This window comes from Streptomyces sp. Act143, from assembly GCF_003143935.1.
Taxonomy (GTDB): domain Bacteria; phylum Actinomycetota; class Actinomycetes; order Streptomycetales; family Streptomycetaceae; genus Streptomyces.
In genome coordinates this window covers 8,511,544-8,529,095 of the sequence record NZ_QFRX01000001.1, presented here as the reverse complement: position 1 = coordinate 8,529,095, position 17,552 = coordinate 8,511,544, and the positions used below count along the sequence as shown (strand labels likewise).

Here is a 17,552-nt window from a genome sequence, read left to right as displayed (position 1 = left end):
GCGTCACGCCGCCAGCGTCCCCGGCATCACCGCGCGCGGTCCGAACTTGGCTCGCACGCGGTCCGCGACCTCCTCGATGCGGCGGAGCTTGTCGTCGGTGGGGTCGAAGGTGAGCTGGTGGGAGGCCTGTTCGGCGGGGCCGAGGCCCTCGGCGCGCAGCGACATCGCGCGGACCCGGGCGCGCTGGAGGCCGAGCGCCTCGTACATCTCGTAGGCGGTCCTGGTCAACGCCGCCGAGTGGGCGGTCGGTTCCTTCAGGGTGCGGGTGCGGGTCGTCGAGATGGGGGTCCCCCCGCTCGAGCCTGTTCGAGAGCGGGGGAGGTCGGCGTAGCGCACGGTGAGGGTGAGGGCGCCGCAGACCTTGTCCAGGGCGCGCAGCCGGGCGCCCAGTTCGCCGGCCGCGGAGAGCAGGGCGCGGCGGTGCCGGTCGGGGTCCAACTCGTCCCGGCTGAAGGGGCGTTCGGTGGCCAGGGAGCGGGAGACGCCATTGGGCACGACCCGGCCGCGGTCGACGCCGTTCGCCTTCTCGTGCAGTTCGCGGCCCGCCTTCGCGCCGACCAGGCGCTGGAGTGTGGACAGGGGTGCGGCGGCGACCCGGCCGAGGGTGTCGAGGCCGTACTCGCACAGGGTGCGGGCGGTGGCCGCGCCGACGCCGGGGAGCGCGACGACCGGCTTCCCGGCGAGGAAGTCCGCCCCCTCCGCCTCGGTCACCACACGGGTCACCCCGGGGCGGGCGTCGCGCAGCGCCATACGGGCCAGCATCGGTCCCGGTCCGGCGCCGATCATGCAGTCGACGCCGTGGTGGGCGAGGGTGCGGACCCGGATCACCGAGGCCAGTTCGACGGCGTCGCGTCCGAAGTACCGCTCGGCGCCCCGCAGATCGGCCAGCGCCCCGTCCGGTGGCAGCGCCTCGACCACGGGGGTGAAGTCCTCCAGCAGCCCGAGCAGGCCCGGCAGGGCCGCCTCGTGCGCCGGCGGCAGCTGGAAACGTACGCAGAGGATGGTCATCCCGCACTCCCCGGACTCTGGTGCCACAACTTCCTTGGCTGTGAAGTCTCTTGACCCGCAGGTCGCAGATCGGCCCACGGATGCAGTTCGTATCCCGTCGGCATCTGGATGCGTCGGCCGCCGGTCGAATCCCCGGCGGCTTGCGGCACCGGCTCCGCCAGCCGTGCCGCCACCGCGTCGAGGCCCTGCTCGGCCCGCAGTTCGACCAGTTCGGCGAGGTTCCAGGCGGCGGCGCCCACCACACTGAGGCTGCGCGGGCCGCGCCGCTGCACCGTCCCGCGCACCAGCAGCAGCCAGGAGTGGAAGACGGTGTGGGCGCAGGCGTCGTGGGAGTCGTCGAAGAAGGCGAGGTCGACCAGGCCGGTGCCGTCGTCCAGGGTGCTGAAGATGACCCGCTTGCCGGACCGGATCGGCGGCGTCTGGGTGGCCGCCTTGGCGCCGGCGACGAGGACCGTCTCCCCGTGCCGCGCCTCCCGCAGCCGGCGTGCGCCGACCACCCCCAGCTCCGCCAGGAACTCCCGGTGGTCGTCCATGAGGTTGCGCGAGGCGTCCATGGACAGCACTCCCAGCTCGGCGCTGAGCTTCTCGGCGGAGGAGAGGTCGGGCAGCCCGGCGGAGGCGGTCCTCCGCCCGCCGGACAGCGGCAGTTGACCGCCGCCACCGCCCCGCGCACCCCGGTGCAGCTCGGTCAAGTGCAGTTGCAGATCACGACGGTTGGCACCGAAGGCGTCCAACGCGCCCACTTGAGCAAGCCGTTGGGCCAGCGGCCTGCTGGGCCGGGCCCGCTCCCAGAAGTCGAGCAGCGAGGCGTACGGCTGTCCGTCCGCGATCCGCGCGGCCTCGGCCTCGCTGATGCCGTGCACGTCGGAAAGGGCGAGCCGGAGACCCCACACCCCCGAATCAGACACCAGTTCGATACGGTGTGCGACCGCCGACTTGTTCACGTCCAACGGCAGGATCGGCACCCCGCGCCGCCGCGCGTCCGCCAGCAGCAGCCGCTTCGGATACATCCCGGGGTCGTGCGTGAGCAGTCCGGCGTAGAAGGCGGCCGGGTGGTGCGCCTTCAGCCACGCCGACTGGTAGGTGGGGACGGCGAAGGCGACCGCGTGCGCCTTGCAGAAGCCGTACGACCCGAAGGCCTCGATGATCCCCCAGGTCCGCTGAATCGTTTCCGCGTCATAGCCCCGGGCCGCCGCGTGCTGTGCGAACCAGAACCTGATCCGCCCCTGCGACTCCGGGTCGGACAGCCCGCGCCGCACCCGGTCGGCCTCGCCGCGTCCGCAGCCGGTCATGATGTCGACGATGTCGATGATCTGCTCATGGAAGACGACGACCCCGTACGTCCCCTTCAGCGGCCCTTCCAGATCGGGGTGCGGGTACCTGACGGGCGCCCGCCCGTGCCGTGCCTCGATGAACGGCCGCACCATGTCGGCGGCGACCGGACCCGGCCGGAACAGCGAGATGTCGACGACGAGGTCGTGGAAGGTGGCCGGCTGGAGCCGCCCGACCAGGTCCCGCTGCCCCGGCGACTCGATCTGGAAGCAGCCCAATGTCTCGGCGGACCGGATGAGCTGGTACGTCGCCGGGTCACCGGGGGCGATCGCGTCGATGTCGACCGCCTCTCCCGTCGCCCGCGCCACCTCCGCGACGGCGTGCGCCATCGCCGACTGCATCCGCACGCCCAGCACGTCGAGCTTGAGCAGCCCGAGGTCCTCGACGTCGTCCTTGTCGAACTGCGACATGGGGAAGCCCTCGCCGCTGGTCGGCATGACCGGCGTACGGGCGAGCAGGGAGGCGTCGGACAGGAGCACCCCGCACGGGTGCATGGCGACACCGCGCGGCAGGGCGTCGAGGGACTCGACCAGCTCCCACAGCCGCCCGTGCTCCGCCCCTTCCCGCTGAAACTCCTTCGCCAGCGACCGCAGTTCGGGCAGTTCCTCCAGCGCGGCGCGGGCGTCACGGGCCCGGATGTGCGGGAAGGACTTGGCGATGCGGTCGATGTCGGCGGGGTCCATGGACAGGGCCGCCCCCACGTCCCGGACCGCGTGCCGCACCCGGTACGTCTCCGGCATCGCGACCGTCGCGACCCGCTCGGTGCCGAACCGGCCGATGATCGCGCGGTAGACCTCCAGCCGGCGCGCGGACTCCACGTCGATGTCGATGTCGGGCAGCACCAGCCGCCGCTTGGACAGGAACCGCTCCATCAGCAGCCCGTGCTCGACCGGGTCGGCGTGGGCGATGCCGAGGAGGTGGTTCACCAGCGACCCCGCGCCGGAGCCGCGCGCGGCCACCCGGATGCCCATTCCCCGCACGTCGTCCACCACTTGAGCGACCGTCAGGAAGTAGGAGGCGAAGCCGTGGTGGGCGATGATGTCCAGCTCCTGATGCATCCGCTCCCAGTAGGCGTACCGGCCGGCGTACCCCATCCGCACCATCCCGGCCGCCGCCCGGGAGGCGAGCGTCCGCTGGGCGGTGCGGCGGCCCGCGCCCACGAGGTGCGGCTCGGGGAAGTGGACGGTACCGATGCCGAGGTCGTCCTCGGGGTCGACCAGGCACTCGGCGGCCGTCGCCTGCGTCTGCTCCAGGAGCCGGTGGGCGGTGTCGCGCCGGAAGCCCGCGGCCTCCACGATCCGCTCGGCCGCCGCCAGCATGGCGGGCGCGTCCTTGAGCCAGGCCTCGCCGGAGTCCAGCTCCTTGGCGGCGCCGACGGGGACGAGCCGGCGGGCGGCGTCCAGGACGTCGGCGACCGGGCCCTGGCCGGGGTCGGCGTACCGGACGGCGTTGCCGAGCACGGGACGTACGCGCTGCTCGGCGGCGAAGCCCACGGTGCGGGCGGCGAGGCGCAGGGAGCCGGGGCCGGTGCCCTTGCGGCCGTGCCAGACGGCCTCCAGGCGCAGCGCGTCGCCGTACCGCTCCCGCCAGGGGGCGAGGAGCCGGGCCGCCCGGTCGGGGCGGCCGGCGGCGAGGGCGCGGCCGACGTCGGAGTCGGGGCCGAGCAGGACGGTCAGGCCGTCGCCGCGGCTCTCGGCCCAGGGCAGCAGCGGCACCCCGCCCTCCCCCGCGTGCACCGCCGTGACCAGCCGGCACAGGTCGGCCCAGCCGCGGGCACCGTCCCGGGCGAGGAAGGTGACGCGGGGGGTCGACTCGTCGATGAAGGCACCGCCGCGGACGGGGGCACGGCGCCGCTCCTGCCGTACCGGCTCGTACTCCTCGACGGCCAGCTCGGCGCCGAACAGCGGCCGCACCCCCGCCTTGGCGCAGGCCTTGGCGAAGCGGACCGTGCCCGCGAGGGTGTCGCGGTCGGTGAGGGCGAGGGCGTCCATGCCCCGCTCGGCGGCACGCTCGGCAAGGCGCTCCGGGTGGGAAGCCCCGTACCGCAGGGAGAACCCGGAGACGGTGTGCAGATGCGTGAACCCGGGCACCCGCGCCTCCATTTTCGAACATCAGTTCCCAACAGCCTCACCCCCACCATACCTCCTATCCCGAACGTCTGTGCGATAACCGTTCGGCCGCCTCCCACCTGCGAAAACGTCCGCCGCCTCGGACTGTGGGGACATGACACAGAACGGCACCCAGACCGGCGGCTTCCTCGCCGAAGTGAAGGACGCGGTCACCCCGCGGGCCACCGTGCTCGTCCTCGGCGTGCTCGCCCTCCAGCTGCTGTTCATCGCCTCCTACGTGGGGGCGCTGCACAATCCGAAGCCGAAAGACGTGCCCTTCGGGGTGGTGGCACCGCGGGCCGCCGCCCAGCAGGCGGTGACCCGGCTGGAGCAGCTGCCCGGCTCACCCCTGGACCCGCGCACGGTGGCCGACGAGGCGACGGCCCGCGAGCAGATCATGAACCGGGACATCGACGGGGCGCTGATCGTCAACGTGACCGGGGCGAAGGACACGCTCCTGGTCGCGAGCGGCGGCGGCACCGTCCTCGCCACCACCCTGGAGAAGTACCTCACCGCCCTGGAGGCCTCCCAGCAGCGGGGCATCCGCACGGTGGACGTGGCTCCGGCCTCCGCCACCGACTTCGACGGACTGTCGTCGTTCTACGTCGTCGTCGGCTGGTGCGTCGGCGGCTATCTGTGCGCCTCGATCCTGGCGATCAGCACCGGCGCCCGGCCCGCCAACCCGCGCCGCGCGCTGATCCGGCTGGTCGTGATGGCGCTGGTGTCGATCGCCGGCGGGCTCGGCGGCGCGGTGATCGTGGGCCCGATCCTGGACGCGCTGCCCGGCAGCGTGATGGCCTTCTGGGGGCTGGGCGCGCTGGTCACCTTCGCGGTGGGGGCGGCGACCCTGGCCCTCCAGGGCGTCTTCGGGATCGTCGGCATCGGCCTGGCGATCCTGCTCGTGGTGATCGCGGGCAATCCGAGCGCGGGCGGTGCCTTCCCGCTGCCGATGCTGCCGCCGTTCTGGAAGGCGATCGGCCCGGCGCTGCCGCCGGGCGCGGGCACCTGGGTGGCCCGCTCGATCGCGTACTTCAAGGGCAACGACACGACCGCCGCCCTGCTGGTGCTGTCGGCATGGGCGGCGGCCGGGATCGCGATCACGCTGGGAGCGTCGGTACTGCGCGCACGACGCGAGGGCGAAGCCCTGCCGACACGGACACCGTAAGCCCCGCGGTCGGCTGCGGAGCCCCGCAGTCGCGGGGCCCCGCAGTCGCGGGGCCCCGCAGTCGCGGGGCCCCGCAGCCGCCGACGGCGGGCGACCCGCACAGGGGCCGCCCGCACTCGACGACGAAAGTCGCACGGGTGGTGCGGATGATGCGGGTGGGAGACCAAGAACCACCCGCACCACAACGAGCCGTCAGCCGATGGACGTACCGGTGGCCGACAGAGCCTCCGTCACCGGCTGGAAGAACGTCTCCCCACCGGAGGTGCAGTCACCACTGCCCCCCGACGTCAGCCCGATCGCGTTGCTCCCCGAGAACAGCGACCCACCGCTGTCCCCCGGCTCCGCGCAGACGTCGGTCTGGATCAGCCCGTTGACGATGTCACCGTTGCCGTAGTTCACGGTGGCGTCCAGCCCGGTGACGGTCCCGTCGTGCACCTGGGTCGTGGACCCGCTGCGCGTGACCTTCATCCCGACGGTCGCCGAAGCCGCGCCCGTGATCGCCTGCGCGGACCCGTTGTAGAGGTCCACCTCGCTCGGGTGGTCGACGTCCGCGGTGTACTTGACCAGCCCGTAGTCGTTGTCCGGGAAGCTGGACACCTCGTTGGTGCCGATCTGGGTGCCGCTCGAGTCCGACCAGGTCGAGATCGCCTCGGTGCAGTGCCCGGCGGTGAGGAAGTACGGCTCGCCGCCCTTGCTCACGTTGAAGCCGAGCGAGCACCGCCCGCTGCCGCCGGTGATGGCGTCGCCACCGGCGATGAAGGGCTTGAACTCACCCTTCGTCCGCTGGAGTTCCGCCGTTCCGCCGAGCCCGTCGACGACCTTCGTGAGCTTGGCCCACTCGGCGTCGGAGACCGTGCGGTCGGCGGTGACGACCACCTTGTTGGTGGCCGGGTCGGTCGCCCAGGACGTGCCCGGGATGGTCGCGTCGTCCTTGAGGGTCGCACGGGCGCTTCTGAGCTCGGCGAGGGAGTTCTCCACGACCCGGGCCCGGGCGCCGGCCTCCTCGACGACCGAGGCCGCGGCCTCGTCGAGGACGTTGACGACGAGGGCCTTGCTCTTCGCGTCGTAGTACGTTCCCGCCGCGTCGCCGCCGAGTTCCTTGTCGAGCGTCGAGGCGAGGTTTCCGGCCGCGAGAGCCGAGAGAACCTTCGGCGTGGGGTCGTTCGCGGGCTCGCTGGCGTTCGCAGTCTGGAAGGTGACTCCCGCGGCGACCAGTGCGGCGATTCCCGCACCTGCCACGGCGGCCCGCCGCCTGGGTATGCGTCGGTGCTTCAACTCGCGTCCTCCTGTGGGGGGTCGGCCCGGTCGGTTGTGGGGACCTCGCGGGCCGGAAGGCTGGTTGACGAGCGCCTACTCTTCCGAACCCCGCAGGGAGTGCACAAGGTTGACTTCCGGACGCGCGTAGAACGCGGTTGCACGCCCCCGCGAACTTGACCGCAAACAGTCAGACCAGGCGAATTCGCACCGCAAACACTACGAGCGAGTAACTGCCCGTCAGCCTGCGAGGTCTAGTCCTGTCTTGAAATCGACCCCTCCGGGTCCGGGTCCAAGCGGGGCTGCGGGGACGGGCGTTGCTCCTGCACCGGTTGCGCCGCCGGACCGACCGACGCCGGCGGGGCCGCCGCGACGCCCTGCTGGGCCTTCTCCAGGAACCGCAGCAGCTCCACCGGGAAGGGCAGCACGAGCGTGGAGTTCTTCTCGGCGGCGACCGCCACGACCGTCTGCAGCAGCCGCAGTTGCAGCGCAGCGGGCTGCTCGGACATCTCCTTGGCGGCCTCGGCGAGCTTCTTCGACGCCTGGAGTTCGGCATCGGCGTTGATGACCCGGGCCCGCCGCTCCCGGTCGGCCTCGGCCTGCCGGGCCATGGAGCGCTTCATGGTCTCGGGCAGGGAGACGTCCTTGATCTCGACGCGGTCGATGGTGACACCCCACTCCACGGCCGGGCTGTCGATCATCAACTCCAGCCCCTGGTTGAGCTTCTCGCGGTTGGAGAGCAGGTCGTCCAGCTCGCTCTTGCCGATGATCGACCGCAGCGAGGTCTGCGCCATCTGCGAGACGGCGAACCGGTAGTCCTCGACCCGCACGACCGCCTCGGCCGGCGAGGTCACCTTGAAGTAGACGACGGCGTCGACCCGTACCGTGACGTTGTCCCGGGTGATGCCCTCCTGCGCGGGCACCGGCATCGTCACGATCTGCATGTTGACCTTACGGAGCTTGTCGACGCCCGGGATGATCATGGTGAATCCCGGGCCGCGCACCTGTGAGCGGAGCTTGCCGAGGCGGAAGACCACACCCCGTTCGTACTGTTTGACGACCCGCGCCGCGGCCATCGCGTACACCGCTCCGGCGGACGTGAGAGCCACCCCCGCCGCCACCAACTCCTCGACCATCACGGCCCCCAGGGTCCGTCGTGGACGTGCACAGGGAGTACTTCCCGTGGTTCGACGGTAACTCCGCCACGCGACCAAGGGGGAGCCCCCGCACGCGAGTCGCGTACGGGGGCTCGTGAACGCTGGGCGACTACCGGCCGAGGCCTAGTAGACGTGGACCCCGTACGCGCTCAGCGCCTCGGTGACCGGCTGGAAGAACGTCGTCCCGCCGGAGGTGCAGTTGCCGCTGCCGCCGGAGGTCAGACCGTAGGCGACGGTGCCGCCGTACAGCGGGCCGCCGGAGTCGCCGGGCTCGGCGCAGACCGTGGTCTGGATCATGCCGTAGACGATGTCGCCGCCGCCGTAGTTGACGGTCGCGTTGAGGGCGGTGACCCGGCCGCTGTGCGTGCCGGTGGTGGAGCCGCGGCGGTACACCGTGGTGCCGACGGAAGGCGTGGCGGCACTGGCGATGTCCTGGCTGCCCACGGAGCCCGACTTGGTGACCGACGTGTTCGTGTAGCGCACGATGCCGTAGTCGTTGGTCGGGAAGCTGGAGCCGGCGGTGCTGCCGAGCGTGGTCGAGTGGGACGAGTTCGACCACCAGGTACCCGCGCCGTCGGTGCAGTGACCGGCGGTCAGGAAGTAGTAGTTCCCGCTGTTGTCCTGGACGTTGAAGCCCAGCGAGCAGCGCCAGCTACTCGCATAGATGGCGTCGCCGCCGGAGATGAGCTTCTGGAACTTGCCCGGGGTCTTCTTGATCGTCAGCGCATCGGCGTTGGCGCCCGCCTGCCGCTTGAGCTTGGCGATCTCGGCCTTGGAGACGGTGCTGTCGACGGTGACGACGACACGGTTGGTCTTGCTGTCGACCGCCCAGGCGGTGCCCGGGATGTCGGCCTTGAGCACCGAGTTACTGGCGCTCTTGAGCTGGGTGGTGCTGAAGGTGGACACATCCGATGCGCTCGCGTTGGGGATCGCGATCGCGGCGGCGGCCACGAGTCCGGTGGAGACGGCGATCAGCCGGGTCCGTCTCGTGATACCGCTGCGGGGGGTGGTGCGCTTGATCCTCACTTTTCGTTCCCTCCCAGGGGAAGTCGGGGGCCCGCGTGGGGTCGGGGCCCGTGAGGCGCAGCCAGGGACCTCGCATGTCCGGATTCCGAACACGCCGTGCCCCTGACAAGCGCTGGGGGGAGTATTCGGCCGAACGACCGGTCGGCGCAAGGGCGCCTTTCGGCCGTCAAGCTTTGAACCACCCATGTGTCGACCAAGAGTTGGCCATTTCTCGGGGGCGGAGGGCCAGGGCCCTACGCCCCGCACCCCTTCACGGACCAGCGCGACCAGCCGCCGGGCCGCGTAGACGCCCCGGACGGAACGCCCTCACGGCGGTGCCGCGGCACCGGGCGGCCGGTTTGCGGCGGTTCAGCAGTCGCACCCGCAGTCGCAGCCGTCGCAGCAGTTCCCGCAGCACTCGCAGCAACTGCAGCAGTCACCGCAGTCGCCGCACCCGTCGCACTGATTGCACAGCCCTTCCCGGCGCTGCCGGCTCCACGGGTCCTCGAACTCCCCGCAGCACATCTGGCAGGTGCAGGCGAGCCCCAGCCACACCGCACACCCCGCGAGCAGCCCGCGCCGGTCCCGGCGGGGCGGCTCCGGGGGCGGCGGAACGCCGGGGCCACCGGGGCCGGAAGGGGCGTACGGCGAGGACAGGGTGGCCGCACCCCCGTGTCCGCACGACGCCGAACCGAAGGCACGGTCCACGGACCCCCGCAGCTCATGCACGAGCAGCACATGCGCCAGCTTGGCGTCGCCGAACTCCACCTCCCGCAACGCCAGCCGAATCCCGTGCACCGCGTCGTCGGCGAGCCGCCGCGCCTCCGTCAGCGAGGTCCCCGTGGCCGTCAGCGGGTTCCACGCACCCGACGCGGCGTCAGTTTCCCTGTCCTCCACGGCGTCCAGCAGATGCGCCAGCCGCCCGAAGAGCCGCCCGGCCTCGGCGAGCGGTGCGGCGTTGCCCGGCCGCCCGGCCAGCACGGCCGTGTGCGCGAAGGCGGCCGCCGTCGCGGTCTCGGTCGGTTCGGTGACGGTCAGGATCGGCGTCCCGGGTCCGGCGAGCGCCTCGATGCCGAGCTGCCGGTCGACGGCGTCGACGAGTACGGCGGTGTCGAACCCGACCGCGGACCCGCTGCGCGCCCCCGCCGCGCCCCAGCTCGACGCGACCCGGCGCGCCGCGAGCGCGACCGGCTTGCGGGCCAGCAGCCCGTCCCCGTCGGCGACATGGTCCCGGACCTTGGCCGAGGCGAGCACCAGCGAGACGGCGGCGGAGAGCCTCGCCCCCTCACCGTCGGCGACGGAGGCGGTGCGCATTCCGCGCAACGGACAGGGCCCCGCCGTACGCCTCCCCCCGGCGGCACTCGGCGCCTGAGCCTCCGTCAGAACCGATATCAGCAGCCCGTCGTAATTGGTGACGATCCGCGCGAACTGCCCGTGGTCCTTGCGCAGTGCGAGACACAGCCCGCACAAATGCGCCATCCATTGGGTCTTGAGTTGCTCACCGAGCCGATGGCGGCAGGGTCTGACGATTCCGAACATGGCGATCCCCCGTGGTGCTGGTGACGTTCAGCGGCGGCATCGTATCGACCGCGCCGATCACGCCGTTCACCCGTACGCTCCGCCCGTCACCCATACGCCGCGAAGAATCATATTTCACTCACAGTCAGCAGCCGTATGGGAAACGACCCTTGGGGCACCCGGGCTCTGTACGGATTCGCTGTGCACCAGTACCGTCACAAACCCCCCGCGCGGCGTCTATCCACTTGGCGCGACGTCCGCATCATGGATGACCATAGGGATGCGGAAAGCAAAACAGACCGCTGTGAGAGGAGGCGTCCATGGGATCGGTGCGCAAGGCGAGTGCCTGGCTGGGCCTCGTTGACGACAACGATGACGAGCGTTACTACGACGACGACGGATACTCCGAAGGGACCGAGGCCGGGGATGCCTGGGTCACCGACCCCCGGGTCAAGGTGGCCTCGGACGTGGCCGAGGAGAAGGGCCGCCGGATCGGGACGGTCACCCCGGACAGCTTCCGGGACGCGCGCGCCATCGGCGAGCTCTTCCGGGACGGGGTTCCCGTCATCATGAACCTGACGGCGATGGAGCCGGCCGACGCCAAGCGTGTCGTCGACTTCGCGGCCGGCCTGATCTTCGGACTGCGCGGTTCGATCGAGCGTGTCTCGACCCGCGTGTTCCTGCTGACCCCCGCCCACACGGAGATCGTGAACGGCGACCCGGCCGCGCACCGCACGGACGGTTTCTTCAACCAGAGCTGAGGCAGGGCCGCTCACCGGCCCTGCCCCCGCGCAGGTGTCCGTAAGGCTCACACAGTTCGACGACGCCTCACCGGAAGGCGTCGAGCCCGGTGAGCGCCTTGCCCAGCACCAGTTGGTGCATCTCGACGGTCCCCTCGTACGTCAGCACCGACTCCAGATTCGTCGCGTGCCGCATGACGGGGTATTCGAGGGAGATCCCGTTGGCACCGAGGATGGTCCGCGAGGTCCGGCAGATCTCGATGGCCTCACGCACGTTGTTGAGCTTGCCGAAGCTGACCTGCTCGGGACGCAGGCGGCCGGCGTCCATGCGCCGCCCCAGATGGTGGGCGAGCAGAATCCCCTTGTGCAGTTCGACCGCCATGTCGGCCAGCTTGGCCTGGGTCAGCTGGAACCCGCCGATGGGCCGCCCGAACTGTTCCCGCGTCTTCGCGTAGTCGACGGCGGCCTCGAAACAGCTGCGCGCCGCCCCCATCGCCCCCCACACGATCCCGTACCGGGCGTGCGACAGACAGCTCAGCGGCCCCTTGAGTCCGACGACGTCCGGCAGCACGGCGTCCGCGGGCAGCCGTACGTCGTCGAGGACGAGCTCGCTGGTCACGGACGCCCGCAGCGACCACTTGTGCTTGATCTCGGGGGCGGAGAAGCCGGGGCTGTCGGTCGGCACGACGAACCCGCGCACCCCCTCCTCGGTCTGCGCCCACACGACGGCGACCCCGGCGACGGACCCGTTGGTGATCCACATCTTGCGCCCGTCGAGCACCCAGTCGGCGCCGTCCCGCTTCGCGTACGTCCGCATGGACGCGGGGTCGGACCCGTGGTCGGGCTCGGTCAGCCCGAAGCAGCCGATGACCTCGCCGGCGGCCATCCGCGGCAGCCATGCCTGCTTCTGCTCCTCGCTCCCGAAGCGGTGGATGGCGTACATGGCGAGGGAGCCCTGCACCGAGACGAGGGACCGGATGCCCGAGTCGGCGGCCTCCAGCTCCAGACAGGCGAGCCCGTACTGCACCGCACTGGCCCCGGCGCACCCGTATCCGTCGAGCGACATCCCGAGCGCCCCGATACCGCCGAGTTCCCGGGCGAGCTCCCGGATTCCGGGCAGCTCCCCGCTCTCGTACCACTCGGCGACATACGGCAGCACCCGGTCCGCGGCCCAGGCCCGCACGGTGTCCCGCACGGCGAGGTCCTCGGGTTCGAGCAGATCGTCGATGCCGAGGGGATCGGCGGGGTCGAACGGGGGCAGCTTCGCGGACGCGGACATGGGAACACCCTCCGACACAGAAAACTAGCACCGCTAATCAGAACTGGGTCCAGACGTTACGGGGCGGTGTGACGCCCGTCCAGTGGAAGCACCCGCAGCCGCCAACGGCGAAGCACCCCCACAGGAAACGCCCACCCTCCAGCCGACCGTCACGGACGGTGCGCGGGTGGGAGATTCACGCGGAGACGCGGGACTCCATCACGTCCCGCGGCGCAGGCACCTCCACCTCGGCCGGAACCGCCTCGCACTGCATGACCCGCGGCAACCGCAACGCCATCACCGCCCCCAGCAGCAACAACCCCGCACTCACCAGCAACGTCACATGCAGCCCGTGCACGAAGCAGTCCCGGGCGGTGCGCCGCAGCACGTCCCCCGCCGGTCCCCCCAACCGCCCGGCGACCTCGTAGGCCTCCCCCAGTGAATGCCCCGCCGCGGCAGAAGCCGACGCCGGCACTCCCTGCACGGACGACAGTCCAGGCGTGTACGCCGCGTTCATCACGCTGCCCAGCAGCGCGATCCCGATGCCCGCGCCCAGCTGGTACGACGTCTCCCCGATCGCCGCCGCGCCCCCCGCCTGCTCCGGCGGAGCCTCGCTCAGCATCGACTCGTACGCCCCGAACAGCGTCGTCTCCAGCCCGAACCCGAGCAGCACGAACCCGACCAGCAGCAGCGACGCGTTGTCCTCGCCGCCCATCGCGAGCAGCGTCAGCACCGCCCCGGCCGTCAGGCAGAACCCGAAGCACACCATCCGCCGCGGCCCGAACCGCCGCAGCATCCGCGCCCCGGCCAGCCCCGACGCCATCGCCGCGATGGTCAGCGGCAGCAGCCGCAGTCCGGTCTCCAGCGGGGACAGCCCCAGCACCAGCTGGAGGTACTGCGCGGCGATCAGCTCAAGGCCCACCAGCGCCAGCATCGCCAGCACGATGCAGCCGACGGAGGTGGAGAAGGCGGGCCGCGCGAACATCCGCAGGTCCACCAGCGGATGCGTACGGCGCCTTTGCCGTCGTACGAAAAGAACCAGCAGTACCGCGCCCACCACCAGCGGCACCGCGGTGATCCCGTCGATCTCCCCGCCGCCGAGCCGCTTCACGCCCAGCACGACCCCGAACAGACCGGCCGCGGCCATCAGCGCGCCGACCACGTCCCAGGGGCCCTGGCCGCTGCCCTTCGACTCGGGCAGCAGCAGCCGCCCGACCGGCAGGCTGACCAGCATCAGCGGGATGTTGACCAGGAAGACCGAGCCCCACCAGAAGTGCTCCAGGAGGAAGCCGCCGAGGAGCGGGCCGACCGCCGCGCCGACCGCGGCGACCGCGCTCCAGATGCCGATGGCGAGGGCCCGCTCCCGCCGGTCGGGGAAGACCTGGCGGAGGATCGACAGCGTCGCGGGCATGATCATCGCGCCGCCGACCCCGAGCAGCGCCCGCGCCACGATCAGCACCTGGGCGTTGTCGGCGAGGGCGGCCAGGCCGGAGGCGAGGCCGAAAAGGGCGTACCCGAGGAGCAGGACACGTCTGCGTCCGACCTTGTCGCCGAGCGTGCCGAAGAGGATCAGCAGCGAGGCGCAGACGAGGGGGTAGACGTCGACGATCCAGAGCAGCTCTATCGCGCCGGGCTTGAGGTCCTCGGTGACGGCGGGGACCGCCACGTGCAGCACGGTCGCGTCGACCGCGACCAGCAGCAGGCTCACGCAGAGGACGACGAGGACGACCCAGCGGTCGGCACCGGCCCCGGCCGCCCGACGGCGCAGCGCTGCGGCGGCCGTGGTCGTCCCGGACATGTACGTACCTCCCAGATGTTCCCTCGCGTTCGGCGGGCACCGCGGGGTGGGGACTCCCCGTGATCTCGGCCGGAGAAGAGCGGTGATCTCCGGCCCGCGCAACGAAGGCGAGTGACACGTCAGCGTACGCGAGTTCACGCCTCGGCCAAGTGGTGGACCTCTCACACTCCGGCGAGAACACGTGTGGCGTACGCCACGCTCCATCCCTCCGTCGTCCTCTTGCGGACACGCCCCTGCGGCGCCGGCGGTTCACCCGGCGTTCGATAATCAGGCCCGTGACCGATCTTGAGACGCGCGCGGCGCCACCGGGAACCGCCCTGCGCCGCGCGGCCCCGGCCCTCCTCGGGTACACGGCCGTGCGCGCCCTGGGCCTGCTCGCGCTGGTGCTGTGGAGCGCGGCGCGCGACAAGAGCGCGTACACCTTGCTGACGGCCCGCTGGGACTCCCTCTGGTACACGAGGGTGGCCGAGCTGGGATACGGCTACGAGGTCCGGCTCCCCAACGGGGACGTGCACTCCAATCTCGCCTTCTTCCCCCTGCTGCCGTGGCTGGAGCGGGGCGTCGCCGCGGTGACGCCCCTGTCGTACGCCGACGCCGGTTTCGTCGTCAGCCTGCTCGCCTCGCTCGCGGCGGCCTGGGGGATCTTCGCGGTCGCGGACCATGTGCACGGCCGCCGGGCAGGGGTCTGCGCCGTGCTGCTGTGGGCCGTGCTGCCCGTCGGGATCGTGCAGTCGATGGCGTACAGCGAGTCGCTGTTCACCGCGCTCGCCGCCTGGTCGCTGTACGCCGTCCTCACCGGCCGCTGGCTGACCGCGGGCACCCTGGCGGCACTGGCGGGACTGACCCGGCCGGTGGGGCTCGCGGTGGTCGCGGCGGTGTGGGCGGCCGGTATTGCCTCGTTCGGGCGACACCGCAGCACGGCCGCCGCGCAGGGCGCCCACGACACGGAACACGCCCCCTCCCCCACCCCTGACATGCCAAGAGGGGGCGCGCCGGCCCGGCGACGCGCCCTGGGCATGCTCCTCGCCCCCCTCGGCGCCGCCGGCTACGTCCTGTGGGTCGGCCACCGCACCGGCGACGGCCCGCTCGGCTATCTCGACGTCCAGGCGGGCTGGCGCAACGGCTTCGACGGCGGCTACGCCTTCGCCCGCTTCGTCGCCGAGAAGTTCACGTCGTTCCCGGCGGCCCTCGCGGGCGTCGGTCTGATCGCCGGGGTCGGGCTCGTGGTGTGGCTGTACGTCGTCTGCGTACGCCAGGGCCAGCCGCTGCCGCTGCTGGTGTACGCCGGTGTCGTCACCGCCCTCGCGCTGTGCGCGTCGAGCTACTTCGGCTCGAAACCGCGCCTGCTGCTGCCCGCCTTCCCGCTGCTGCTGCCGCTCGCCCGGGCCCTGGCCCGGTCGCGGACGTCCAGGTCGGCGCTGGTGGTGGGCGGTGTCGCCCTGGCGTCGGCGGTGTACGGGGCGTTCTGGCTGAACGGTTCCGGCCCGCCATGACCGGGCCGGCGGCCCCGATGAGCGCCCGGAGAATTCCGCCCCATGATTCGGTGAACGAATTCATAAGCGGCAATAAACCGGAACCCGGAATGATCAAAGGAATTGAAGGGGCGGGCGTGACTCGATAGTGGATTCCTCGGAAATAAACCTCTTCCTGAGAGGAATCCCACATCACATCGTCATCACAAAGCCGTGGATTCGACCGGGAACTGAGCTCACTCGCTGTAACGTCGATTGGGTGCGTACCGAACGAAACCTCACCCGTCTGGACCGGGTGTTCGCCAGGCTGGACCGTGAGCCGGAACGACCGGCTCACCTCGACGTGCCGAAGATGAGCCGGCACCGGGTCGCCCTGCTCGCGGGGACCCTCGCCTTCTACCTGGCGATCGTGTGGCTCGTGGTGGACACGTCGTGGCTGGTCCGGCTGGACTGGCAGGTCATGTTCTTCCGGCCGTACCAGCAGTGGTCGGAGATCCACTGGTTCGTGGACTACTACGTGGTGCTCGGCCAGCGCGGCCCGACCGCCGTGATGGTCGCGGCCTGGCTGGGCTGGCGCTCCTGGCGGCAGCACACCCTGCGTCCGCTGCTCACCCTCGGCGCCTCACTGCTCCTGCTGAACATCACCGTCGGCGCCGCCAAGATCGGCATGGGCCGTCTCGGACCGCACTACGCGACCACCATCGGCTCGAACGAGATGGGTCTGGGCGGCGATATATTTCCCAGCGGCCACACCGCGAACGCCGTGGTGACCTGGGGCATCCTGGCCTATCTGGCCTCCACCCCGAGAGCCCGCAGATGGCTGTCCGCCGTCTCCGCGGTGACCTCGCTCGGCGTCGGCCTCGCCACCGTCTATCTCGGTACGCACTGGCTGAGCGACGTCCTCCTCGGCTGGACCGCGGGTCTGCTGGTCCTGCTGGCGCTGCCGTGGTGCGAGCCGCTCATCGCCCGTGCCGAGACCGCGATCTTCGACCTGCGCGACCGCTGGCGGGCCCGCCGCGCGGTCCCCGCGGCCGTCAAGCCCGTGGAGGTCCCGGTGCCGCTCAAGCCGCGCACCGCTCCGCAGAGCGAACCCGCGGCCCGCTCCACCCGGACGCCCGCCTATCTGGCGCCGGGCCCGCACACCAGCCGCTCGGAGCGCACCCCGGTCACCCCGGTCGGCCCTCGCCGGCCACCCCATCCCGACCGCGTCGCACGCGGTACGGCCTCGGCGGCCCGCCCCCTGACAGGCGGTTGAGCCCGCCGGCGGACAGCGGGGACGGTACGCACACACCCACCCCGCAGCGACGGCCCCCACTCCCTTCGAGTGGGGGCCGTCGTCGTGCGTCGGCAACTTCGGGCGCGGGACCCTCAGCCTTTCCAGGCGCGGGCCACCCGGCCGTCCTTCACCTCGAAGTTGAGCCGTCCCACGCGGTACTCCATCGTGATGATCGTCCCGGGCGGCAGCGAGCGGACCGTCGTCCAGCCCTTCTCGCGGGCGAGCCGCTCGGCCCGTGCCTGGTCGAGGCCGACGTACGCGTCCGGGCTGTCGTGAGGTTCGGCAGGGGGTGTCGGTATCGGTGCCATACGGCCACGCTAGGCCCTCCGCGCGTGCCCGGGCCAGGGATCAGGCCGCTGTCGGTCACTGGTCCGCCTCCGGTCACGCTTCTGTCACAAGATCCCGACAGCCGTTTCCCCGGGTCCGCGTCACACGTACGAGCGGTTCCCTAGGCCTTTCGC

Annotated in this window: 13 protein-coding genes; 4 read left to right on the top strand and 9 right to left on the bottom strand. The window is 71.6% G+C overall.

The features are described from left to right. Positions 1-3: 3 nt before the first annotated feature. Both DI272_RS38960 and DI272_RS38955 read right to left on the bottom strand, forming a co-directional pair. Positions 4-1,008, bottom strand: a complete 1,005-nt coding sequence (locus tag DI272_RS38960) for a hypothetical protein (RefSeq protein ID WP_109499881.1) — start codon at positions 1,006-1,008, stop codon at positions 4-6. Further along, positions 1,005-4,430, bottom strand: a complete 3,426-nt coding sequence (locus DI272_RS38955) for a DNA polymerase III subunit alpha (protein WP_109501272.1) — start codon at positions 4,428-4,430, stop codon at positions 1,005-1,007. Before DI272_RS38955 ends, DI272_RS38960 begins: the two co-directional genes overlap by 4 nt. Before the next feature lie 133 nt (positions 4,431-4,563). Between DI272_RS38955 and DI272_RS38950 the strand changes: the two genes are divergently transcribed. After that, the gene (locus DI272_RS38950; RefSeq protein ID WP_109499880.1) at positions 4,564-5,613 is read left to right on the top strand and encodes a DUF3533 domain-containing protein; all 1,050 of its coding nucleotides are present in this window, start codon (positions 4,564-4,566) and stop codon (positions 5,611-5,613) included. Positions 5,614-5,805: 192 nt separating this feature from the next. Here DI272_RS38950 and DI272_RS38945 read toward each other — a convergent pair whose 3' ends face one another. From DI272_RS38945 to DI272_RS38930, 4 genes are all read right to left on the bottom strand, one after another. After that, complete coding sequence (locus DI272_RS38945) at positions 5,806-6,888, bottom strand: S1 family peptidase (protein ID WP_109499879.1); 1,083 nt, start codon at positions 6,886-6,888, stop codon at positions 5,806-5,808. A gap of 233 nt (positions 6,889-7,121) precedes the next feature. Further along, entirely contained in the window at positions 7,122-8,003 is an 882-nt protein-coding gene (locus DI272_RS38940) for a slipin family protein (protein ID WP_109499878.1), read from the bottom strand. A 144-nt stretch (positions 8,004-8,147) separates the two neighbouring features. Further along, complete coding sequence (locus DI272_RS38935) at positions 8,148-9,050, bottom strand: S1 family peptidase (protein WP_109499877.1); 903 nt, start codon at positions 9,048-9,050, stop codon at positions 8,148-8,150. Positions 9,051-9,398: 348 nt separating this feature from the next. Continuing rightward, positions 9,399-10,568: a DUF5685 family protein gene (locus tag DI272_RS38930; protein WP_109499876.1), complete on the bottom strand. Its 1,170-nt coding sequence runs from the start codon at positions 10,566-10,568 to the stop codon at positions 9,399-9,401. A 299-nt stretch (positions 10,569-10,867) separates the two neighbouring features. Here DI272_RS38930 and DI272_RS38925 point away from each other — a divergent pair, with 299 nt between their 5' ends. Next, a complete protein-coding gene (locus DI272_RS38925; protein WP_109499875.1) occupies positions 10,868-11,308 on the top strand; it encodes a cell division protein SepF in 441 nt (146 codons plus the stop codon). Between the two features lie 67 nt (positions 11,309-11,375). On the opposite strand, the gene DI272_RS38920 is transcribed toward DI272_RS38925, so the two are convergent. Together DI272_RS38920 and DI272_RS38915 are read right to left on the bottom strand one after the other, a co-directional pair. Continuing rightward, entirely contained in the window at positions 11,376-12,566 is a 1,191-nt protein-coding gene (locus tag DI272_RS38920) for an acyl-CoA dehydrogenase family protein (protein WP_109499874.1), read from the bottom strand. A 175-nt stretch (positions 12,567-12,741) separates the two neighbouring features. Beyond that, positions 12,742-14,343 carry an MFS transporter gene (locus DI272_RS38915; protein WP_109499873.1) on the bottom strand — a complete coding sequence of 534 codons (1,602 nt, stop codon included), beginning with the start codon at positions 14,341-14,343 and terminating at the stop codon, positions 12,742-12,744. 275 nt (positions 14,344-14,618) lie between these two features. Between DI272_RS38915 and DI272_RS38910 the strand changes: the two genes are divergently transcribed. Together DI272_RS38910 and DI272_RS38905 are read left to right on the top strand one after the other, a co-directional pair. Beyond that, positions 14,619-15,836 (top strand): mannosyltransferase family protein, encoded by a 1,218-nt coding sequence (locus DI272_RS38910; RefSeq protein ID WP_109499872.1) that lies wholly within the window; start codon positions 14,619-14,621, stop codon positions 15,834-15,836. A gap of 238 nt (positions 15,837-16,074) precedes the next feature. Further along, complete coding sequence (locus tag DI272_RS38905) at positions 16,075-17,070, top strand: phosphatase PAP2 family protein (RefSeq protein ID WP_109499871.1); 996 nt, start codon at positions 16,075-16,077, stop codon at positions 17,068-17,070. 113 nt (positions 17,071-17,183) lie between these two features. On the opposite strand, the gene DI272_RS38900 is transcribed toward DI272_RS38905, so the two are convergent. Further along, positions 17,184-17,399 carry an I78 family peptidase inhibitor gene (locus DI272_RS38900; RefSeq protein ID WP_109499870.1) on the bottom strand — a complete coding sequence of 72 codons (216 nt, stop codon included), beginning with the start codon at positions 17,397-17,399 and terminating at the stop codon, positions 17,184-17,186. Between the last annotated feature and the right edge of the window lie 153 nt (positions 17,400-17,552).